Here is an 18,236-nt window from a genome sequence, read left to right on the forward strand (position 1 = left end):
GACTCCAATGCAAACGATTGCCTTCATGACGCCGGTCACCTTCCTGAAGTGCTTCACGCTGGTCGCCCTCGCTTGCAGCGCCGCTGCCGCAACTGCGTCCACTAACCGCGGCCCGGACAACTCCAGCCTGCACATCGGCCTGCGCCTGCTCAGCGGTTGCGAGCTGCGCACGACCCCGCCGCGCGCCAGCTGCTCGCGTGGCACGCCGGTCGCGGTTGCGCAGCCGTCGCGCAACGTCAACACCCCGTCGACCACCAGCACGGGCCAGGACGCCAGCGCACTTGCAGGGCCTGCGCCCAGCGGTGCGACGCGCATCACCACCATCGCGTTCTGAGCATGGCCGCCACCCACCCGCGCTGCAGTTGGCTGATCCTGGGCCTGCTATGCATGGCCGCCAGCGGCAGCGCTGTCGCTGCCGAAATCGCCATCGCCCCAACCACCGCACACATCCCGGCCGACAGCAACCAGGCGGCCGTGTGGCTTTATAACCAGTCTGCACAACCGTGGCGCGCCGACGCCAAGCTCTACCGCTGGCACCAGGACGGTGGGCGCGAACTGCTGGAACCGGCCACCGGCGCCGCCGTCAGTCCCAGTCAGTTCGAAATCCCGGCGCAAGGCCGCCAGCTGTTGCGGGTCATCCGCCTCGGCCCAAGCCCGGCACGGATCGAAGACAGCTATCGGTTGGTGGTGACCCAACATGCCGTGGGCGATGAAACCGAGCTGCTGCGCTATTCCACGCCGGTGTTTGCGATGCCCACCGAGCCGGGCGAGTTGCACCCGCAGCTGCAGGCGACGCTGTCCGGCCAGGGCAGCGGCCGCAGCTTACGCATCCACAATGCCGGCGTGCACCACGCCCGCCTGGCCGACCTGGCCTTTATCGATGCCGGCGGTACCCGGCACAGCATCGGCAACGATCTGGCCGGCTATGTGCTGCCCGGCCAGACCCGGCAATGGGCGCTGCCGGCAACCCTGTCCGCCGATCTGGGACGCTTCGTGGCCCGCGTCAACAGCGATACCGAAACCACGCTCGCACTGCAGCCCTGAGTCCCCTCGCCCGCCAGTCCGGGCGATGCCGGCAGTGCACATTGCATACGACCGGCCCGGCCGGCTATACTCCGCCGGCTGTTTTGCGTCTTTGCCGCATTGCGCCGTCCACGTCGGACGTCACCGACGAATCCACACCTGCTGCCGCCATCCGTGCCGGGGTGCCCTCACAAGGGTTCGTCGCGGAGGCAACAGGGAAGCCCAACCCCGGAATCTTGTGCGTTTGATGCGAGTGTTCTCGCAGCGCCCGCACTCCCTGCGCTGACTTCAAACAACAGCTGCGCACGGCGATTCCGCTACCAGGAGTTTTTTCAATGCCTCAGGTCACCATGCGTCAGATGCTGGAAGCCGGCGTCCATTTCGGCCACCAGACCCGCTACTGGAACCCCAAGATGGCGCCGTACATCTTCGGCGCGCGCGGCAAGATCCACATCATCAACCTCGAGAAGACCGTCCCGCTCTTCAACGACGCGATGAACTTCCTCTCCTCGATCGCGCAGAAGCGCGGCACCGTGCTGTTCCTGGGCACCAAGCGCAGCGCGCGCGAGTCGATCAAGGAAGAAGCCGAGCGTTGCAACATGCCGTTCATGACCCAGCGCTGGTTGGGCGGCACGCTGACCAACTTCCGCACCGTCAAGCAGTCGGTTGCCCGCCTGAAGGAACTGGAAGCCGCTGAAACCGACGGCACCTTCGAAAAGCTGGTCAAGCACGAAGTGCTGGGCCTGCGTCGCGAGCGCGAAAAGCTGGACGCGTCGCTGGGCGGCATCAAGGAAATGAACCGTCTGCCCGACGCGATCTTCGTGATCGACATCGGCCATGAAGACATCGCCATCAAGGAAGCCAAGAAGCTCGGCATCCCGGTGATCGCCGTGGTCGACACCAACTACGATCCGGCCCTGGTCGACTACGCCATCCCGGGTAACGACGACGCCATCCGCGCCGTGCAGCTGTACGCACGTGCCGCTGCCGATGCCGTGCTGGAAGGCAAGGCTGCTGCGCCGAACTCGGCGTCGGTGCGCGAAGAAGAGTTCTCGGCTGACGCCGGCGACGAAGGCAAGGGCCGTCGTGCCCCGGCCAAGAAGTCCGCCGAGAAGAAGGCCGACGCACCGGCAGCAGCTGAAGCACCTGCAGCACCGGCTGCCGAGTAATCGGCATGCAATGCGGCCGCTCCATGCTGGGCGGCCGCAGCCCCGACGGGTCCATCGCGCCCCGTCGCTGAGGCCACCAAAGATTTTTACGGGGGCGGCCCGCACGCTGCACCGTCTCCTCACTGGCGGAACACTTCCGCCGTACGCATTCGTCCATACGAGGTAATTCCATGGAAATCACTGCTTCCCTGGTCAAGGAACTGCGCGAGCGCACCGGCGCCGGCATGATGGAGTGCAAGAAAGCACTCGTCGAAAACGCTGGCGACATCGATGCCGCTGCCGAGTGGCTGCGCAAGTCGGGTCTGGCCAAGGCCGACAAGAAGGCCGACCGCGTTGCTGCCGAAGGCCGCATCGCCACTGCACAGGCCGGCGGCAAGGCCGTGCTGGTCGAAGTCAATTCCGAGACCGACTTCGTCGCCAAGGATGAGAACTTCCTGGCCTTCACCGAGGTCGTGGCCAACGCCGCACTGAACTCCGACGTCGCCGATGCCGAAGCGCTGAAGAGCGTCAAGCTGGACAGCGGCGAGACCATCGAAGAGCGTCGCGCTGCGGTCATCGCCAAGGTTGGCGAGAACCTGCAGGTGCGTCGCCTGGCCCGTATCGACAGCGCCAACAACGTCGCGGCCTACGTGCACGGCGGCCGTATCGGCGTGCTGGTCGAGCTGAAGGGTGGCGACATCGAGCTGGCACGCGGCATTGCCATGCACATCGCCGCAATGAACCCGCCGCACATCAAGGCATCCGACGTCCCGGCCGAGTTTGTCGCCAAGGAAAAGGAAATCGAACTGGCCAAGATGTCCGAAAAGGACAAGTCCAAGCCGGCCGAGATCCTGGAAAAGATCATCAGCGGCAAGATCAGCAAGATCGTCAACGAAGTCACGCTGTACGGCCAGCCGTATGTGCTGAACACCGATCAGACCGTCGAGCAGGCCGTCAAGGCCGCTGGTGCCGACGTGATCGGCTTCCAGCGCCTGGCCGTTGGCGAAGGCATCGAGAAGGTGGTGGAAGACTACGCCGCCGAAGTGATGAAGCAGGCCGGTCTGGCCTGATCTTCGCCAAAGAGTGAAAAAAGCCGCGGCCATGCCGCGGCTTTTTTTTGCCTGCGAATCCGCGCTGCATCGAAGCGCACGAACTGAAGCACACACATCCGTGGTGCCTGCAACCGGCCTCGACGCTATAGATGTCGTCGGCCGTGCCGCTAAGCCTAGATGCCAACCAGACTCTCAGCACCCCTCACGCATGCGTTCCAGCGCAGCGACTGCGAGCCGTGGCGTGCTCAAACTCACCGAACGCAGCTGTATGCTTGCGTTCACTGTTGGCGATGACTCATGCAACCAGATCTCCAGGCCGCCCTGCACTACTGCCGTAACCTGCCATCGCCACCCGGCGTCGCGCTGCGCATCATCGAGCTGGCGCAGGACCCGGATGTGGACATGACCACCACCGCGAAAGTCATCGGCATGGACATCGCCCTGAGCGCACGCATGCTGCGCGTGGCCAACTCACCGCTCTACGCCAGCCGCCGCCGTGTCGACAACCTCGGCCAGGCGCTCACCATGCTCGGCCTCAACGCGACCCTGAGCCTGGCGCTGGGGTTTTCGATGGTGCACGGCGTGCGCAGCACCTTTATCGCGCACCCGTTGCATGAGCGCATCTGGCGTCGTGCCGGGCTATGCGCGCTGGCCAGTCGCATCTTGGGTCAGGCCTATGGCATCCGCAAACCCGAAGAATTGATGCTGGCCGGCCTGCTGCAGGACATCGGCAAGCTGGCACTGCTGCAAGGGGCGCCCGAGCTGTATGCGCCGCTGCTGGAACAGGCGCCCGACAATGCATCGCTGCTGGATGCCGAACGCGAACACCTGGGTGCCACCCACGCCGAAATCGGCGCCTGGCTTGCGCACCAGTGGCAATTACCGCACTACCTGCAGAACGCGATCGCGAAAAGCGAAGAAGAACCGTCAGGCCTGGAGCCCTTCATGGCTTGCGTCGCGCTGTCCGGACGTCTGGCCGACATCTGGCTCTCCGCTAGCGCGGCTACCGCCACCGAGCATGCGCAGCGCCAGGCGCAGGACGTGCTGGAGCTGGATGCCGAACGCTTCGAAAAAGTGATCGAACGCATCGCCGAATCCTTGCCCGAGCTCGAAGCCTTATTCGACATCCGCGTGCCGCAACCCGAGCATATCCAGCTGATCTTCGAGCAGGCGCGCGAGCTGGCCCTGCTGCGCAGCCTGCGCGAATTGCAGGATGTGGCCGAAGCGCGCCGCCATGCCGACGAATCGGAGAACCGCATGCGTCATCTGGCCGAGCAGGCCAGCCGCGATGCACTGACCGGTGTGTTCAATCGGCATCAGCTCGGCACCGCGCTGGCGCATGAGTTCGAACTGGCATCGCGGCAGGCCTGGCCGCTGTCGATCGCCTTCATCGATCTGGACGATTTCAAGCGCGTCAACGATGCGCACGGCCATCTGGTCGGCGACGAGGTGTTGCGCAACTTTGCGCAGACGCTGCAACGCATGGTGCGCACCAGCGACCTGGTGGCACGCTATGGCGGCGAAGAATTTCTGGTGATCCTGCCCAACACGCCTGCCGATGCGGCGTTGATGGTGATCGAGCGCATCCTTGCCGAAACCGCGCGCACGCCGATGGCGCAACTGCAGGGCGGCCCGCTGCACATCACCTTCTCCGCGGGCCTGGCCACGCATGGCGGCATCGAGCGCCAGTTCGAAAGTATCGAACACCTGTTGCAGGCCGCAGACAGCACGCTGTACCGCTCCAAGCATCGCGGCCGCAACCGCGTCACCGCCTACGATGCGACCGATGTTCCGACGCCACCGAACCCGCGGGCGCACTGAGCGGCACGTCACCTCGATGACGACAAAGGAATTTTTACCACGCCCGGTGGCACGCTTCCGCTAGAATTGCCGGCGTTTGTCGTCCCCCACCCCCGAGGTCTCCCCCATGTCCGAACTTTCCTATCGCCGCATTCTTCTCAAACTTTCCGGGGAGGCGCTGATGGGGGACGGGGATTACGGCATCGATCCCAAGGTGATCAACCGCCTCGCCCATGAAGTGATCGAAGCGCAGCAGGCCGGCGCACAGGTCGCACTGGTGATCGGCGGCGGCAACATCTTCCGCGGCGCCGGCCTGGCCGCCAGCGGCATGGACCGTGTCACCGGCGACCACATGGGCATGCTCGCCACCGTGATCAACGCGCTGGCCATGCAGGACGCGCTGGAAAAGCTCGGCGCCAAGGTGCGCGTGATGAGCGCGATCAAGATCAACGACGTCTGCGAAGATTTCATCCGTCGCCGTGCCATGCGTCACCTGGAAAAGGGCCGTATCGCGATTTTCGCCGCCGGCACCGGCAACCCGTTCTTCACCACCGATTCGGGCGCGGCGCTGCGCGCGATCGAAATCGGTGCCGACCTGCTGCTCAAGGCAACCAAGGTCGACGGCGTGTACGACAAAGACCCGAAGAAGCACACCGACGCGGTGCGCTACGACAGCCTGACCTACGACGAAGTCATCATGCAGGGCCTGGAAGTGATGGACACCGCCGCCTTCGCGCTGGCACGCGACAGCGATCTGCCGCTGCGCATCTTCGGCATGAGCGAGCCCGGCGTGCTGCTGCGCATCCTGCGCGGCGAGCAGATCGGCACCTTGGTGCAGGGCCGTAGCTGACTTTTTGGGAATAGAGAATCGGGATTTGTGATTCGTCACAGCGTGGATCGGGCGCTCCGCTCGTGTCCGATCCATCGCAGCGCCTGGCGTGAACGCGCCAGGCAGGTGAACCGGCTGCGCCGGCTCATGTAGGCCGGCGAGTCGTGAAACCCCAGTCCCGGCTATAATCCCCGGATTCAGCTCCACACGGATTCCGGCGATGCTCAACCAGATCAAACAAGACGCGCAGGCGCGCATGACCAAGAGCATCGATGCTCTGCGCCATTCACTGACCACCGTGCGTACCGGCCGCGCTTCGCCGGCGCTGCTGGACGGCATCAAGGTCAAGGCCTACGGCACCGACACCCCCCTCAATCAGGTTGCCAGCATCAGCGTGTCCGAAGGCCGCTCGCTGGTGATCAGCCTGTTCGACAAGGGCATGATCAAGGACGTGGAAAAAGCCCTGTACGCCTCGGACCTGGGCCTGACCCCGACCGTGGTGGGCACCGTGATCCGTCTCAACCTGCCGCCGCTGACCGAGGAGCGCCGCAAGGAGCTCAGCAAGTCCGTGCATGGCGAAGGCGAAGACAGCAAGGTCGCCATCCGCAACATCCGTCGCGATGCCAATCAGCAGGTCAAGGATCTGCTGAAAGACAAGAAGGTCACCGAAGACGAAGCCCGTGCCGCCGAAGACGACATCCAGAAGTTGACCGACAAGGCCATCAAAGATGTGGATGAGGTCGTCAAGGGCAAGGAACAGGAATTGATGACGGTCTGATCGTGGCATCGCCTGCCATGCATCCAGTCCCTTCTACCGACGCAGTCCCGCGCCACATTGCCATCATCATGGATGGCAACGGGCGTTGGGCGCAGCGTCGGCGACGTCCGCGCATGATCGGCCATCGCGCCGGTGCGCGGGCGGTCAATCGCACCATCGATTTCTGCCTGGAAAAGGGCGTGTCGGCGCTGACCCTGTTTGCGTTCTCCAGCGAAAACTGGGGCCGCCCGCAGGAGGAAGTCGATTCGCTGATGAAGCTGTTCCTGCATGCGCTCGACCGCGAGGTCGAAGAACTGCAACGGCGTGGCGTGCAGGTGCGTTTCATCGGCGAGCGCAATCGCTTCGCTGCGCCGTTGCGCGACCGCATGGCCGCTGCCGAACGCAGCACCGCGGGCAATGCGCGACTGGTGCTCAGCATCGCGGCCAGTTACGGCGGCCGCCAGGACATCGCGCTGGCGGCACGTGCGCTGGCCGAAGAGGTGGCGGCCGGCCGCCTGCAACCGCATCAGATCGACGAGGCCCTGCTGTCCAGCCGCGTCGCACTGTCCGACCTGCCGGCGCCGGATCTGTTCATCCGTACCGGTGGCGATACCCGCATCAGCAATTTCCTGCTCTGGCAGCTGGCCTACACCGAGCTGTGGTTCACCGAAACCCTGTGGCCGGAGTTCGATGCCGGCGTGCTGCAGCAGGCGCTGGACGACTATGCCGGGCGCGAACGCCGCTTTGGCCTGACCAGTGCCCAGATCGCCGACAAGGCGACGGAGATCTCCTCCGCATGACCAAGACCCGCGTGATTGCTGCGCTGATCATGGCGCCGCTCGCCATCTGCGCGATCGTGCTGCTGCCCACCCAATGGCTGGCGGCGCTGGCGGCGATTCTGTTCCTGACCGGCCTGTGGGAGTGGCTCAAGCTCTCCGGCATCGACGACAGCCTGCCGCGCACCGTGCTGCTGATGCTCAATCTGCTGCTGATGGTGCTGATGGTGTGGGCGTCGGCCGGCTCGATGGTGCTGTTCCAGATCGCCGCCCTGGTGGGTGTGGCCTGGTGGGTGCTGGCGCTGCTGTGGCTGCGCTTTTTCACCTTCGGTGCCGATCATGGCAACGGCCAGGCGCGCGCGCTCAAACTGGCGGCCGGCACTCTGGCGGTGCTTCCCGCCTGGGCCGCGCTGGTGCTGCTGCACGCCAACCCGGACAAGGGCAACCTGTGGCTGCTGACCGCCCTGACCATGGTCTGGGCGGCCGACTCGGGTGCGTATTTCGCCGGACGTGCGTTCGGCAAGCACAAGCTGGCGCCGCGCATCAGTCCGAACAAGACCATCGAAGGCCTGCTCGGCGGGATGGTTGCCGGCATCGCGGTGGCCTGCGCCTTCGGCTGGCTGGCCGGGCTGACCCTGGCGCATGTGCCGCAGTTGGTCCTGGTCGCGGCGGTGGCGGTGCTGGCGTCGGTACTCGGCGATCTGTTCGAGAGCCTGCTCAAGCGCCACGCCGGCGCCAAGGACTCGGGCACGGTGATTCCCGGCCACGGCGGCGTACTGGATCGCATCGATGGCGTGCTCGCCGCCCTGCCGGTGTTCGCACTCGGCAAGGAAATTCTCGGATTCTAAGCATGGCTGGCTCTTCTCCCCGCCAGGTCGCCATCTTCGGCGCGACCGGCTCGATCGGTACGTCGGCACTGGACGTGATCGCCCGTCATCCGCAGCGGCTGCGCGCCAGCGTGCTGTCTGCGGGCCGCCAGGTCGACGCCTTGCTGGCGCTGTGCGCCACGCATCGGCCTGCGCATGCGGTGATTGCCGACGAGGCGCTGTACCCGGCCCTGCGTGACGGTTTGCGTGCCGCCGGCCTCGCCACCCAGGCGCACGCCGGCACCGCGGCGCTGGATGCGCTGGCCGGCAGCGATGCCTGCGACACCGTGGTGGCTGCCATCGTCGGCGCCGCCGGCTTGCCGTCGACCCTGGCCGCCGCCCGCGCCGGCAAGCGCCTGCTGCTGGCCAACAAAGAGTCGCTGGTGCTGGCCGGCGAGCTGCTGACCCGCACCGCTGCTGCGGCGGGCGCGGAAATCATTCCGATCGACAGCGAACACAGCGCCATCTTCCAATGCCTGCGCTCGTGCGACGCCAGCCGCGGCGTGCGTCGGGTGGTCCTGACCGCGTCCGGTGGCCCGTTCCGTGGCTGGGATCGCACCGCGCTGGCGGCAGTGACGCCCGCGCAGGCGGTTGCGCACCCGAAGTGGTCGATGGGCCCGAAGATTTCGGTGGACTCGGCCACCCTGATGAACAAGGGCCTGGAAGTCATCGAGGCGCATCATCTGTTTGGCCTGCCCGGCGAGCAGATCGACGTGCTGGTACACCCGCAAAGCCTGGTGCATTCGCTGGTGGAATTCGTCGACGGCTCCACCCTGGCCCAGCTTGGTCTGCCGGACATGCGCACCACGCTGGCGGTCGGTCTGGCGTGGCCGGAGCGGGTGGAATCGGGCGTGGCGGGACTGGATCTGCTGCAACAGGGCCGACTGGATTTCGAGCCGCCCGACACCGATGCATTCCCCTGCCTGCACCTGGCCTGGGAAGCTTTGCGCGCCGGCGGAACCGCGCCGGCGATCCTGAACGCGGCCAACGAAGTGGCTGTTTCAGCGTTTCTTCAGGGCCAAATAGGTTTCCTAGCGATCCCTGCGTTGGTCGAACACACGCTGACAACGCTCTCACGGCACAATGCCGACTCCCTCGACACCCTGCTTTTTGCCGATGCGCAAGCCCGGCAAATCACTGAACGCGCCCTCGCCAACTACGCCCATCATGCTTGATCGATCCACGCAGCCGAGTTGCATCCATGGGTGATTTCATCGGTTCGGTCTGGTGGATGATCGTCAGCCTGGGTCTATTGGTGACGTTCCACGAATTCGGACACTTCTGGGTCGCGCGCCGCTGTGGCGTCAAGGTACTGCGGTTTTCGGTGGGCTTTGGCAAGCCGCTGTGGATGCGCCGCGACCGCCACGGCACCGAGTTCGTGGTGGCGGCGATCCCGCTGGGTGGCTACGTCAAGATGCTCGACGAGCGCGAAGGCGACGTACACCCGGCCGAACTGGACCAGGCGTTCAATCGCAAGACGGTGTGGCAGCGTATTGCCATCGTCGCGGCCGGCCCAATCGCCAATCTACTGCTGTGCATGGCGATGCTGTGGGCAATGTTCGTGGTCGGCAAGCAGGATTATTCGGCCACCGTCGGCCGCGCCGATGGTCTGGCCGCCGAAGCGGGGCTGACACCGGGCGAGCGCATCGTGCGCATCGACGGACGCAGCGTGAGCAGCTGGAGCGATGCCAGCATGCAGCTCACCACTGCGGCCATGGATAAGCGCGATATCCAGCTGCGCACCGCCGTCGAGGGTGGCGGCAACAGTGAGCACACCTTGCGTCTTTCGCAGTTGCCGGTGGGTTTCGACGAGCGCCGGGTGGCATCGCTGGCCGGCATCGGCTGGCAGTTCATGTTGCAGCCGCCGGTGATTGCCGAAGTGGTGCCAGGTTCGGTGGCCGACGGCCTGCTCAAGCCGGGCGATCGCATCGTGGCCATCGATGGCCAGCCAATCCGCTCGGCCCAGGACATCATTCCGCAGGTGCAGGCGCTGGGCGCGCATGGCGGGCCGGGCATGATCGAAGTGGCGCGCGGCGAAGACCGCCTGGCGCTGGAAATCGCACCGCGCAAATCGCCGCAAGGCCAGTGGATGATCGGGGTCCGCCCCGCCGCCGCGCCGGCGCCGGAATACGATAGTCGCCAGCAGTACGGCATCTTCGCTGCGGTGCCGGCAGCCATCCGCGAAACCGGCAAGATGACCGCCGATTCGCTGGGCATGATGAAGCGAATGCTGACCGGCCAGGCCTCGGTCAAGAACATTTCCGGCCCGGTCACGATTGCGCGCGCAGCCAACGCTTCGGCCGAACGCGGGCTCGACTGGTTCCTGTATTTTCTGGGCTTGCTGTCGCTCAGCCTGGCGATCATCAACCTGATGCCCATCCCGATCTTGGACGGTGGGCATCTGCTGTATTACCTTATTGAGTTGGTCAAGGGCAGCCCGATCAGCGAACGGGCCATGATTGCCGGGCAATATGTCGGCCTGGCGGTTCTGGCCGGGTTGATGGGACTGGCGTTCTACAACGACATCCTCGGCCTGGTTCCACGATGAAATTGCTCCACTCTTTCCGCCTGTTGTCGTCGTCATACGTCGGCATCCAGCAACACCCGAAATCGACTCCAACCGGATGTGACATGACGCGTCTTCCCACTCGCCGCCTGCTTGCCCTCGCTCTTGCCGCCGGCCTCAGCCTGCCAGCCGTTGCCCTGGCCGCAGAGCCGTTCGTTGCCAGCGACATCCGCGTCGACGGCCTGCAGCGCATCGCTTCCGGCACCGTGTTCACCTATCTGCCGGTGAACCGCGGCGACACCGTGGACGACACCAAGGTGGCCGACTCGATCCGGGCGCTGTACCGCACCGGCTTCTTCGAAGACGTGCAGCTGGACCGCCAGGGCAACATCCTGGTGATCACGGTCAAGGAACGCCCGGCGATCAACAAGCTCACCGTGACCGGCAACAAGGACATCAAGTCCGAAGAGCTGCTCAAGGGCCTGGGCGATATCGGCCTGACCGAAGGCGGCACCTTCGATCGCCTGAGCCTGGACCGCGTGACCCAGGAACTGACCCGTCAGTACAACAACCGCGGCAAGTACAACGTTGAGATCACTCCGACGGTCAGCCCGCTGGACCGTAATCGCGTCGATGTGGCCATCGCGATCAAGGAAGGCAAGGCGGCCAAGATCCGTCACGTCAACCTGATCGGTACCGAAAAGTTCGCCAACGAAGACATCCTGGAAAACTGGGAATCCAAGGAGCACAACTGGGCCTCGTGGTATCGCCGCGACGACCAGTACTCCAAGGAAAAGATGTCCGGCGACCTGGAGAAGCTCAACTCCTGGTACCTGGACCGTGGCTACGTCGACTTCAGCATCGACTCCACCCAGGTGGCGATCAGCCCCGACAAGCGCGACATGTTCGTCAGCGCCGGCGTCACCGAGGGCGAGCAGTACAAGATTTCCGACATCAAGGTCACCGGCGACACCGTGCTGCCGCAGGCCGATATCGAGCGCCTGGTGATTCCCAAGGCCGGCGATATCTTCTCGCGCGCGCTGCTGGAATACACCTCCGATGCGATCACCAACACGCTGAGCAACGTCGGTTACGCGTTCGCCAAGGTCAACCCGCTTCCGACGCCGAACCGCGAGGACCGCACCGTTGCGGTGAACCTGCAGGTGGTGCCGGGCCCGCGCGTGACCGTGCGCCGGATCCTGTACAAGGGCAACAGCCGCACCTCCGACGAAGTGTTGCGCCGCGAAATGCGCCAGTTCGAAAACACCTGGTATTCGCAGGCTGCGATCGACCGTTCCAAGATCCGTCTGCAGCGCCTGGGCTACTTCGAGTCGGTGAACGTGGAAACCCCGGCGGTGCCTGGCAGCAACGACCAGGTGGACGTGATCTACGACGTCAAGGAAACCACTTCCGGCAGCTTCGTGTTCGGCCTGGGTTATTCGCAGAGCTTCGGTGTGACCACCTCGGTGCAGTTGTCGCAGAACAACTTCCTGGGCGGCGGTAACCGGGTGGCGGTGGAAGCCTCGCGCAGCACCTTCCAGCAGCGTTACGCGTTCTCCTATACCAACCCGTTCTTTACCGACGATGGCGTGTCGCTGGGCTACAACCTGTCGTGGCGCTCGCTGGATTACTCGGACTTCAACACCGCGCAGTTCAACAGCAAGAACGGCTCGGCGCAGGTGGTGTTCGGCGTGCCGATCACCGAGAACGACACCGTCTCGGCAATGATCGGCATCGACAGCAACCAGATCACCACGTTCCCGGGCACCACGCCGCAGGCGATCGTCGATTACATCGATGCGATCGGCACGCGCACCTTCCATGCCTGGCGCAGCGAGCTGGGCTGGGCGCGCGACACCCGCAACGACTTCTTCATGCCAACCCGCGGCATGTACCAGCGCGTCGGCCTGGAAACCACCCTGCCCGGCTCCACGGTCGAGTACTACAAGCTCAACTACCAGATCTCCAACTATTGGCCGATCATCCCGGCGCTGGTGTTGAACACGCGCTTCGAGCTGGGTTACGGCGATAGCTATGGCAATGACAGCACACGCGTAGTGGCCGGCCCCAATGGCACTTCGCGCACCATCACTGCGACCGGGCTGCCGTTCTACGAGAACTTCTACGCCGGCGGTACCAACTCGGTGCGCGGCTTCGAAGACAACACCCTGGGTCCGCGCTCGGAGCCGATCAACGGATTCAACCGCGGTCAGCCGCTGGGTGGGTCGTTCAAGACCGTCGGCTCGGTGGAAATGTACTTCCCGAAGCTGTTCGACAGCCCGTCGGCGCGCATCTCCGCGTTCTTCGACTTCGGTAACGTGTACGACGGCGTGGACAACTTCAAGGCCAACGAGTTGCGCGCCTCCACCGGTGTGGCGCTGTTGTGGCGCGCCCCGGTCGGCCCCATCTCGATCAGCTACGCGTTCCCGCTGAAGAAGGAAGACAACGACGAGATCGAGCGCCTGCAGTTCACCTTCGGCGGCCAGTTCTAAGACGCACGCAAAACAATGGCGGCCCGACTGATCGGGCCGCCATTGTTTGTCTGTCATGCCTGAGGTGTTACAGGCTCAGAAGTAGCTCTGGAACAACGTGCTCAGACAGCTCGCCGTCCCGCTCCAATCGGATGTATCCACACACTGGACCTGCTGGTCCCAGAAGTTATGAGCGTCGGCACGCTCCTGCGCGAAATCATCGGCCGAGGCGCTGCTGACTGCGCCCAGCAGGACCACGCCAGCGAACATGGAGAGGAGAGTTTTCATATGCTTCTTCCTGGGTTAGCCGCTCGGTTGCGGCCAGGCAACAGATACGCCTGACTGTTTAGCGAATTTTTGGCGATGTTTTTTTTCCGTAAAAACAGCCACTTACTGTTTACGCGAGGTTCACCTGATGCCCCTGACTGCCAGTGCGATTGCCGAACAATTTGGTCTGACCGTCGTGGGCGACGGCGCGACCGAGGTCACCGGGGTGGCGACGCTGGCGCACGCCGGAGCGGGCCAGCTGAGCTTCCTGTCCAACCCTCGCTATCGGCCGCAGTTGGCTGACACACAGGCTGCCGTGGTGGTGGTGCGCGCCGAGGACGCCGAGGCGGCGCACAGCACCGTGCTGGTTGCCAAGGACCCGTACACCGCATTCGCCAAGATCGCCGCGTTGTTCGATGTGGCGCCGGTGCGCGAGCCCGGCATTCATCCCTTGGCGGTGATCGACCCCAGCGCACAGGTGTCGCCTGGCGCGCATGTTGGCCCGTTCGTCAGCATCGGTGCGCGCAGCCGCGTGGGCGATGGCTGCATCATCGGCACCGGCAGCATCATCGGCGAAGACTGCGTGGTGGACGATGGCAGCGAGCTGATCGCCCGCGTCACCCTGGTCACCCGGGTGCGGCTGGGCAAGCGCGTGCGGATTCATCCCGGCGCAGTGATCGGCGCCGATGGGTTCGGCCTGGCGATGGATGCCGGCCACTGGATCAAGGTGCCGCAGCTGGGCGGTGTGGTGATCGGCGACGACTGCGAGATTGGCGCCAACACCTGCATCGACCGCGGCGCGCTGGAAGACACCGTGCTGGAAGAAGACGTGCGCGTGGATAACCTGGTGCAGATTGCCCACAACTGCCGGATCGGCGCGCACAGCGCGATCGCCGGCTGCACCGGCATTGCCGGCAGCGCCAAGATCGGCCGCTATTGCCTGCTCGGCGGGCATGTCGGCGTGGTCGGCCACCTGGAGATCTGCGACAAGGTCGTGATCACCGGCAAGTCGGTGGTGCGCAATTCCATCCATGAGCCGGGCGAATATTCGTCTGGCACCCCTCTCACCGACAATCGCACGTGGCGCAAGAATGCCGCGCGCTTCAAACAACTCGATGCGCTGGCAAGGCGCATCCTGGCTGTGGGCAAGGAGAACGCATGAGTTACCCCGTTTACGAGCTGCCGATCGACGTCAATCAGATCCAGACGCTGATCCCGCACCGCTACCCGTTTCTGCTGGTCGACCGGGTCATCGAACTAGACCTGGAAGCCAAGCGCATCGTCGGGCAGAAGAACGTCAGCATCAACGAGCCGTTCTTCCAGGGCCACTTCCCGAACCGTCCGGTGATGCCGGGCGTGTTGATCATCGAAGCGCTGGCGCAGGTCGGTGGCGTGATGACCCAGCTCGGCCTGGGCCGCGATGCGTTGTCCCAGCTGTTCTACATGGTCAAGGTGGACAATGCGCGCTTCAACAAGCAGGTGGTCCCCGGCGATGTGCTGATCATGGAGGTGCAGATGAAGCGCCTGATCCGCAATGTGGGATGCTTCTATGGCGAGGCCAAGGTCAACGGCGAAATTGTGGCCAGTGCCGAGGTGATGTGCGCCGGCGCCAGGTAATGACCCGCTCCCGGAGTGAGACACGATGCGTGATTCGACACCTTTGATTCATCCCACCGCCGTCATCGACCCGTCGGCGCAACTGGCCGACGATGTGCGCGTTGGCGCGTTCTGCCTGATCGGCGCCGATGTCCACATCGGTGCCGGGACCGAGGTGGGGCCGCATTGCTCGATCCACGGCCCGACCCGGATCGGCCGCAACAACCGCTTCATCGGGCATGCGGCGATCGGCGGCGAACCGCAGGACAAGAAGTACGCCGGCGAGCGTACCGAGCTTACGATCGGCGACGGCAACGTGATCCGCGAATTCGTCACCATCAATCGCGGCACCGGCGGCGGCGGCGGCATCACCGTGGTCGGCAACGACAACTGGATGCTGGCCTACACGCATGTGGCGCACGACTGCCATGTCGGCAACCACTGCGTGTTCTCCAACAACACCACGCTGGCCGGCCATGTCACCGTGGGCGATTACGTGATCATCAGCGGCTTTGCCGGCGCGCATCAGTTCTGCCGTATCGGCGCACACGCCTTCCTGGGCATGGGCGCGCTGACCAACGGCGACGTGCCGCCGTTCACCATGGTCGGCAGCGAGTCGCTGGGCCGCCCGCGCGGCATCAACAGCGAAGGCCTCAAGCGCCGCGGCTTCGATGCCGAGCGCATCACCGCCATCAAGCGCGCCTACCGCACGCTGTACGTCGCCGGCCTGCCGCTGGCCGACGCCAAGTTGCAACTGGCCGAACAAGCCAAGGACAGCGAAGACGTCCGCGGCATGCTTGAGTTCATCGAAGCGGCAGAAAGGCCGTTGCTGCGATGACGGGAATCGGGAATCGGGAATCGGGAATCGTGGACGGCCAGCGCAACGGCCCGTCGGTCGGCAGCGTTCCGACTGCACGACCGATTCCCCATTCCCCACTCCCGATTCCCGGCGCGCGCAAGCGCGCCCCCCGCATCGCCCTGATCGCCGGCGAAGCCTCCGGCGACATCCTGGGCGCCGGGCTGATTGCGCAGTTGCGGCTACGGTATCCCGATGCGGAATTCGCGGGTATCGGTGGCGATGCGATGCGCGGTGCCGGGTGCCAGACCTGGTTCGATGCAAGCGAGCTGGCGGTGATGGGGCTGACCGAAGTACTACGCCATCTGCCGCGCCTGCTGAAGCTGCGCCGCGCCTTCCGCGAGCGCGTGCTGGCGTGGAAACCGGACGTGTTCATCGGCATCGATGCGCCGGATTTCAATCTGCCGGTCGAACGCTGGCTCAAGCAGCGCGGCATTCGCACCGTGCACTACGTCAGCCCGTCGGTGTGGGCATGGCGCGAGAAACGTGCCGAGAAGATCGGCGCCAGCGCCGACCTGGTGCTGTGCCTGTTCCCGATGGAGCCGCCGATCTACGCCAAGCACGGCGTGGATGCGCGCTTTGTCGGTCACCCCATGGCCGACGACATCGCTTACAAGGCCGACCGCGAGGCGGCCCGCGCCACATTGGGAATTTCCGCCTCCAGCACCGTGCTGGCGGTGCTGCCGGGCAGCCGGCATGGCGAAATCAGCAAGCTGGGCGACACCTTCTTCCAGGCCGCCTGGCTGGTCTCCGAGCACCTGCCCAACCTGCATGTGCTGGTCCCCGCCGCCAACCCGGGCTGCAAGCAGTTGCTGGCTGAACAGCTGTCGCGCAGTTCGTTGCCGGTGATGCGCTCGCACCTGCTCGACGGCCAGGCGCGCACCGCCATGCTGGCGGCCGATGTGGTGCTGCTGGCCTCGGGCACCGCCACGCTGGAGGCGATGCTGGTCAAGCGGCCGATGGTGGTCGGCTACAAGGTCGCGCCGCTGACTTATCGCATCGTCAAGACGCTGGGCTTGCTCAAGGTCAACCGCTACGCGCTGCCCAACATCCTGGCCAACGCCGACCTCGCCCCCGAGCTGATGCAGGACGACTGCACTCCGGAACGGCTGTGTGTCGCGCTGCTGGATTGGTTCAAGCACCCGGACAAGGTCGCCGCCCTGCAACCGCGTTATCTGGCCCTGCACGCCGAACTCCGCCGCGACGCCTCCGCACGCGCAGCCGATGCGGTGGCAGAGCTGCTTGAGGGCGGGGATTCGAGAGTGGGGAGTCGGGATTCGTCAGGAGCCACGGCATGAAAATCGCTGCTCCATCCACATTGCCCTTGGGCGAGAACGCCGAACAACGCCAATCGCCGTTGTTCGGCCAATCCCAAATGCCCAATCCCCAATCCCGGCTCTTGATCGCCGGCGTCGACGAAGCCGGCCGGGGGCCGCTCGCCGGGCCGGTGGCGGTGGCGGCGGTGGTGTTCGACCCGAGCAAGCCGCGCATCAACGGGCTGGACGATTCCAAGCAACTAACTGCCGAGTGCCGCGAGCAGTTGTATGCGCGCATCGTCGACCGGGCGCTGGCGTGGTCGGTGGTGTTGATCGACAGCGAAGAAATCGACCGCATCAACATCTACCAGGCCACCATGCTTGGCATGCGGCGGGCGGTGGAAGGCGTGGCGCACGTGGCCGGGTTTGCGCGCATCGACGGCAACCGTGTGCCCAAGGGACTACCCTGCCCGGCCGAGGCGCTGATCGGCGGCGACGCGCTGGACCGCGCCATCATGGCCGCCTCGATCGTGGCCAAGGTCACCCGCGATCGCCTGATGCACGAACTGCACGCGCAGCATCCCGAATACCGCTTCGACCAGCACAAGGGCTATGCCACGCCGGTGCATCTGACCGCGCTGCGCACCCATGGGCCGTGTCCGCAGCATCGCCGCAGCTTTGCGCCGGTGCGGCTGGCGCTGGAAGGCCGTGAAAGCCGGTCCCCGGGACCAGGGACCGGCGACCCGCAACAGCTGCAGGTCGTGGAGCTGGTTGTCCGGCCATAGGCGGCGGGCGTTTTGGCACCGTTGGTTTGGTTTCTCCTCGGGACCTGTGATCGGAACATCTGCACATTGTGCAATCCGTCGATGGGGTTGCAGGCATGGATCGTTCTACCTGCAAAGAACCTGAATTCCTCATCAGCCAAATGCCTCCCCAAGGCCCCGGCAGCTGGCGATTCAGCGCTTTTCCGGGTCCCTGCTGGCCGATCCCGCGTCCCGCACCCACCTGTCAAGCCTTGTTCGTCCCCGCCCCC

General features: G+C 65.0%; 18 protein-coding genes. 17 read left to right on the plus strand and 1 reads right to left on the minus strand.

The genetic code is table 11. The features are described 5' to 3' along the window. The first annotated feature begins 7 nt into the window (after positions 1 to 7). From ASF90_RS01840 to bamA, 12 genes are all read left to right on the plus strand, one after another. Complete coding sequence (locus tag ASF90_RS01840; RefSeq protein WP_055845111.1) at positions 8 to 334, plus strand: hypothetical protein; 327 nt, start codon at positions 8 to 10, stop codon at positions 332 to 334. A 2-nt stretch (positions 335 to 336) separates the two neighbouring features. Further along, the gene (locus tag ASF90_RS01845) at positions 337 to 1,044 is read left to right on the plus strand and encodes a fimbria/pilus periplasmic chaperone (protein WP_055845114.1); all 708 of its coding nucleotides are present in this window, start codon (positions 337 to 339) and stop codon (positions 1,042 to 1,044) included. Between the two features lie 314 nt (positions 1,045 to 1,358). Then, entirely contained in the window at positions 1,359 to 2,192 is an 834-nt protein-coding gene (rpsB, locus tag ASF90_RS01850; protein ID WP_055845117.1) for a 30S ribosomal protein S2, read from the plus strand. 170 nt (positions 2,193 to 2,362) lie between these two features. Beyond that, on the plus strand, positions 2,363 to 3,241 hold the full coding sequence (gene tsf, locus ASF90_RS01855; RefSeq protein WP_055845120.1) for a translation elongation factor Ts: 879 nt from the start codon (positions 2,363 to 2,365) through the stop codon (positions 3,239 to 3,241). Positions 3,242 to 3,520: 279 nt separating this feature from the next. Continuing rightward, positions 3,521 to 5,044, plus strand: coding sequence for a GGDEF domain-containing protein (locus ASF90_RS01860; RefSeq protein WP_055845123.1), 1,524 nt, complete (start codon positions 3,521 to 3,523; stop codon positions 5,042 to 5,044). A 106-nt stretch (positions 5,045 to 5,150) separates the two neighbouring features. Then, entirely contained in the window at positions 5,151 to 5,873 is a 723-nt protein-coding gene (pyrH, locus tag ASF90_RS01865; RefSeq protein ID WP_046963035.1) for a UMP kinase, read from the plus strand. Between the two features lie 199 nt (positions 5,874 to 6,072). Then, complete coding sequence (frr, locus tag ASF90_RS01870; RefSeq protein ID WP_055845126.1) at positions 6,073 to 6,630, plus strand: ribosome recycling factor; 558 nt, start codon at positions 6,073 to 6,075, stop codon at positions 6,628 to 6,630. A 17-nt stretch (positions 6,631 to 6,647) separates the two neighbouring features. Then, entirely contained in the window at positions 6,648 to 7,409 is a 762-nt protein-coding gene (gene uppS, locus ASF90_RS01875; RefSeq protein WP_055845128.1) for a polyprenyl diphosphate synthase, read from the plus strand. Next, complete coding sequence (locus tag ASF90_RS01880) at positions 7,406 to 8,233, plus strand: phosphatidate cytidylyltransferase (RefSeq protein ID WP_055845131.1); 828 nt, start codon at positions 7,406 to 7,408, stop codon at positions 8,231 to 8,233. The genes uppS and ASF90_RS01880 overlap by 4 nt, the downstream gene beginning before the upstream one ends. A gap of 2 nt (positions 8,234 to 8,235) precedes the next feature. Continuing rightward, positions 8,236 to 9,426, plus strand: a complete 1,191-nt coding sequence (locus tag ASF90_RS01885) for a 1-deoxy-D-xylulose-5-phosphate reductoisomerase (RefSeq protein WP_055845134.1) — start codon at positions 8,236 to 8,238, stop codon at positions 9,424 to 9,426. Between the two features lie 26 nt (positions 9,427 to 9,452). Further along, complete coding sequence (rseP, locus tag ASF90_RS01890) at positions 9,453 to 10,799, plus strand: RIP metalloprotease RseP (RefSeq protein ID WP_055845138.1); 1,347 nt, start codon at positions 9,453 to 9,455, stop codon at positions 10,797 to 10,799. Between the two features lie 83 nt (positions 10,800 to 10,882). Further along, positions 10,883 to 13,249: an outer membrane protein assembly factor BamA gene (gene bamA, locus ASF90_RS01895; RefSeq protein WP_055845140.1), complete on the plus strand. Its 2,367-nt coding sequence runs from the start codon at positions 10,883 to 10,885 to the stop codon at positions 13,247 to 13,249. A 75-nt stretch (positions 13,250 to 13,324) separates the two neighbouring features. On the opposite strand, the gene ASF90_RS01900 is transcribed toward bamA, so the two are convergent. After that, positions 13,325 to 13,516 (minus strand): hypothetical protein, encoded by a 192-nt coding sequence (locus ASF90_RS01900; RefSeq protein ID WP_055845143.1) that lies wholly within the window; start codon positions 13,514 to 13,516, stop codon positions 13,325 to 13,327. A 127-nt stretch (positions 13,517 to 13,643) separates the two neighbouring features. Here ASF90_RS01900 and lpxD point away from each other — a divergent pair, with 127 nt between their 5' ends. The 5 genes from lpxD (at position 13,644) to ASF90_RS01925 (ending at position 17,988) form a co-directional block, all read left to right on the plus strand. Then, positions 13,644 to 14,657 (plus strand): UDP-3-O-(3-hydroxymyristoyl)glucosamine N-acyltransferase, encoded by a 1,014-nt coding sequence (gene lpxD, locus ASF90_RS01905; protein WP_055845145.1) that lies wholly within the window; start codon positions 13,644 to 13,646, stop codon positions 14,655 to 14,657. Next, a complete protein-coding gene (fabZ, locus tag ASF90_RS01910; RefSeq protein ID WP_055845149.1) occupies positions 14,654 to 15,112 on the plus strand; it encodes a 3-hydroxyacyl-ACP dehydratase FabZ in 459 nt (152 codons plus the stop codon). Before lpxD ends, fabZ begins: the two co-directional genes overlap by 4 nt. Positions 15,113 to 15,137: 25 nt before the next feature. After that, complete coding sequence (gene lpxA / locus ASF90_RS01915; RefSeq protein WP_055845151.1) at positions 15,138 to 15,929, plus strand: acyl-ACP--UDP-N-acetylglucosamine O-acyltransferase; 792 nt, start codon at positions 15,138 to 15,140, stop codon at positions 15,927 to 15,929. A gap of 29 nt (positions 15,930 to 15,958) precedes the next feature. Next, positions 15,959 to 17,245: a lipid-A-disaccharide synthase gene (lpxB, locus tag ASF90_RS01920; RefSeq protein WP_055845155.1), complete on the plus strand. Its 1,287-nt coding sequence runs from the start codon at positions 15,959 to 15,961 to the stop codon at positions 17,243 to 17,245. Between the two features lie 77 nt (positions 17,246 to 17,322). After that, the gene (locus ASF90_RS01925; protein WP_236699192.1) at positions 17,323 to 17,988 is read left to right on the plus strand and encodes a ribonuclease HII; all 666 of its coding nucleotides are present in this window, start codon (positions 17,323 to 17,325) and stop codon (positions 17,986 to 17,988) included. Positions 17,989 to 18,236 lie beyond the last annotated feature (248 nt).

This window comes from Xanthomonas sp. Leaf148 (genome assembly GCF_001423585.1).
Taxonomy (GTDB): domain Bacteria; phylum Pseudomonadota; class Gammaproteobacteria; order Xanthomonadales; family Xanthomonadaceae; genus Xanthomonas.

Excerpts from the sequence above, each read along its gene's own strand:
- ASF90_RS01840 (WP_055845111.1), top strand. The coding sequence starts at position 8 with ATGCAAACGATTGCCTTCATGACGCCGGTCACCTTCCTGAAGTGCTTC.
- ASF90_RS01845 (WP_055845114.1), top strand. The coding sequence starts at position 337 with ATGGCCGCCACCCACCCGCGCTGCAGTTGGCTGATCCTGGGCCTGCTA.
- rpsB (WP_055845117.1), top strand. The coding sequence starts at position 1,359 with ATGCCTCAGGTCACCATGCGTCAGATGCTGGAAGCCGGCGTCCATTTC.
- tsf (WP_055845120.1), top strand. The coding sequence starts at position 2,363 with ATGGAAATCACTGCTTCCCTGGTCAAGGAACTGCGCGAGCGCACCGGC.
- ASF90_RS01860 (WP_055845123.1), top strand. The coding sequence starts at position 3,521 with ATGCAACCAGATCTCCAGGCCGCCCTGCACTACTGCCGTAACCTGCCA.
- pyrH (WP_046963035.1), top strand. The coding sequence starts at position 5,151 with ATGTCCGAACTTTCCTATCGCCGCATTCTTCTCAAACTTTCCGGGGAG.
- frr (WP_055845126.1), top strand. The coding sequence starts at position 6,073 with ATGCTCAACCAGATCAAACAAGACGCGCAGGCGCGCATGACCAAGAGC.
- uppS (WP_055845128.1), top strand. The coding sequence starts at position 6,648 with ATGCATCCAGTCCCTTCTACCGACGCAGTCCCGCGCCACATTGCCATC.
- ASF90_RS01880 (WP_055845131.1), top strand. The coding sequence starts at position 7,406 with ATGACCAAGACCCGCGTGATTGCTGCGCTGATCATGGCGCCGCTCGCC.
- ASF90_RS01885 (WP_055845134.1), top strand. The coding sequence starts at position 8,236 with ATGGCTGGCTCTTCTCCCCGCCAGGTCGCCATCTTCGGCGCGACCGGC.
- rseP (WP_055845138.1), top strand. The coding sequence starts at position 9,453 with ATGGGTGATTTCATCGGTTCGGTCTGGTGGATGATCGTCAGCCTGGGT.
- bamA (WP_055845140.1), top strand. The coding sequence starts at position 10,883 with ATGACGCGTCTTCCCACTCGCCGCCTGCTTGCCCTCGCTCTTGCCGCC.
- ASF90_RS01900 (WP_055845143.1), bottom strand. The coding sequence starts at position 13,516 with ATGAAAACTCTCCTCTCCATGTTCGCTGGCGTGGTCCTGCTGGGCGCA.
- lpxD (WP_055845145.1), top strand. The coding sequence starts at position 13,644 with ATGCCCCTGACTGCCAGTGCGATTGCCGAACAATTTGGTCTGACCGTC.
- fabZ (WP_055845149.1), top strand. The coding sequence starts at position 14,654 with ATGAGTTACCCCGTTTACGAGCTGCCGATCGACGTCAATCAGATCCAG.
- lpxA (WP_055845151.1), top strand. The coding sequence starts at position 15,138 with ATGCGTGATTCGACACCTTTGATTCATCCCACCGCCGTCATCGACCCG.
- ASF90_RS01925 (WP_236699192.1), top strand. The coding sequence starts at position 17,323 with ATGCCCAATCCCCAATCCCGGCTCTTGATCGCCGGCGTCGACGAAGCC.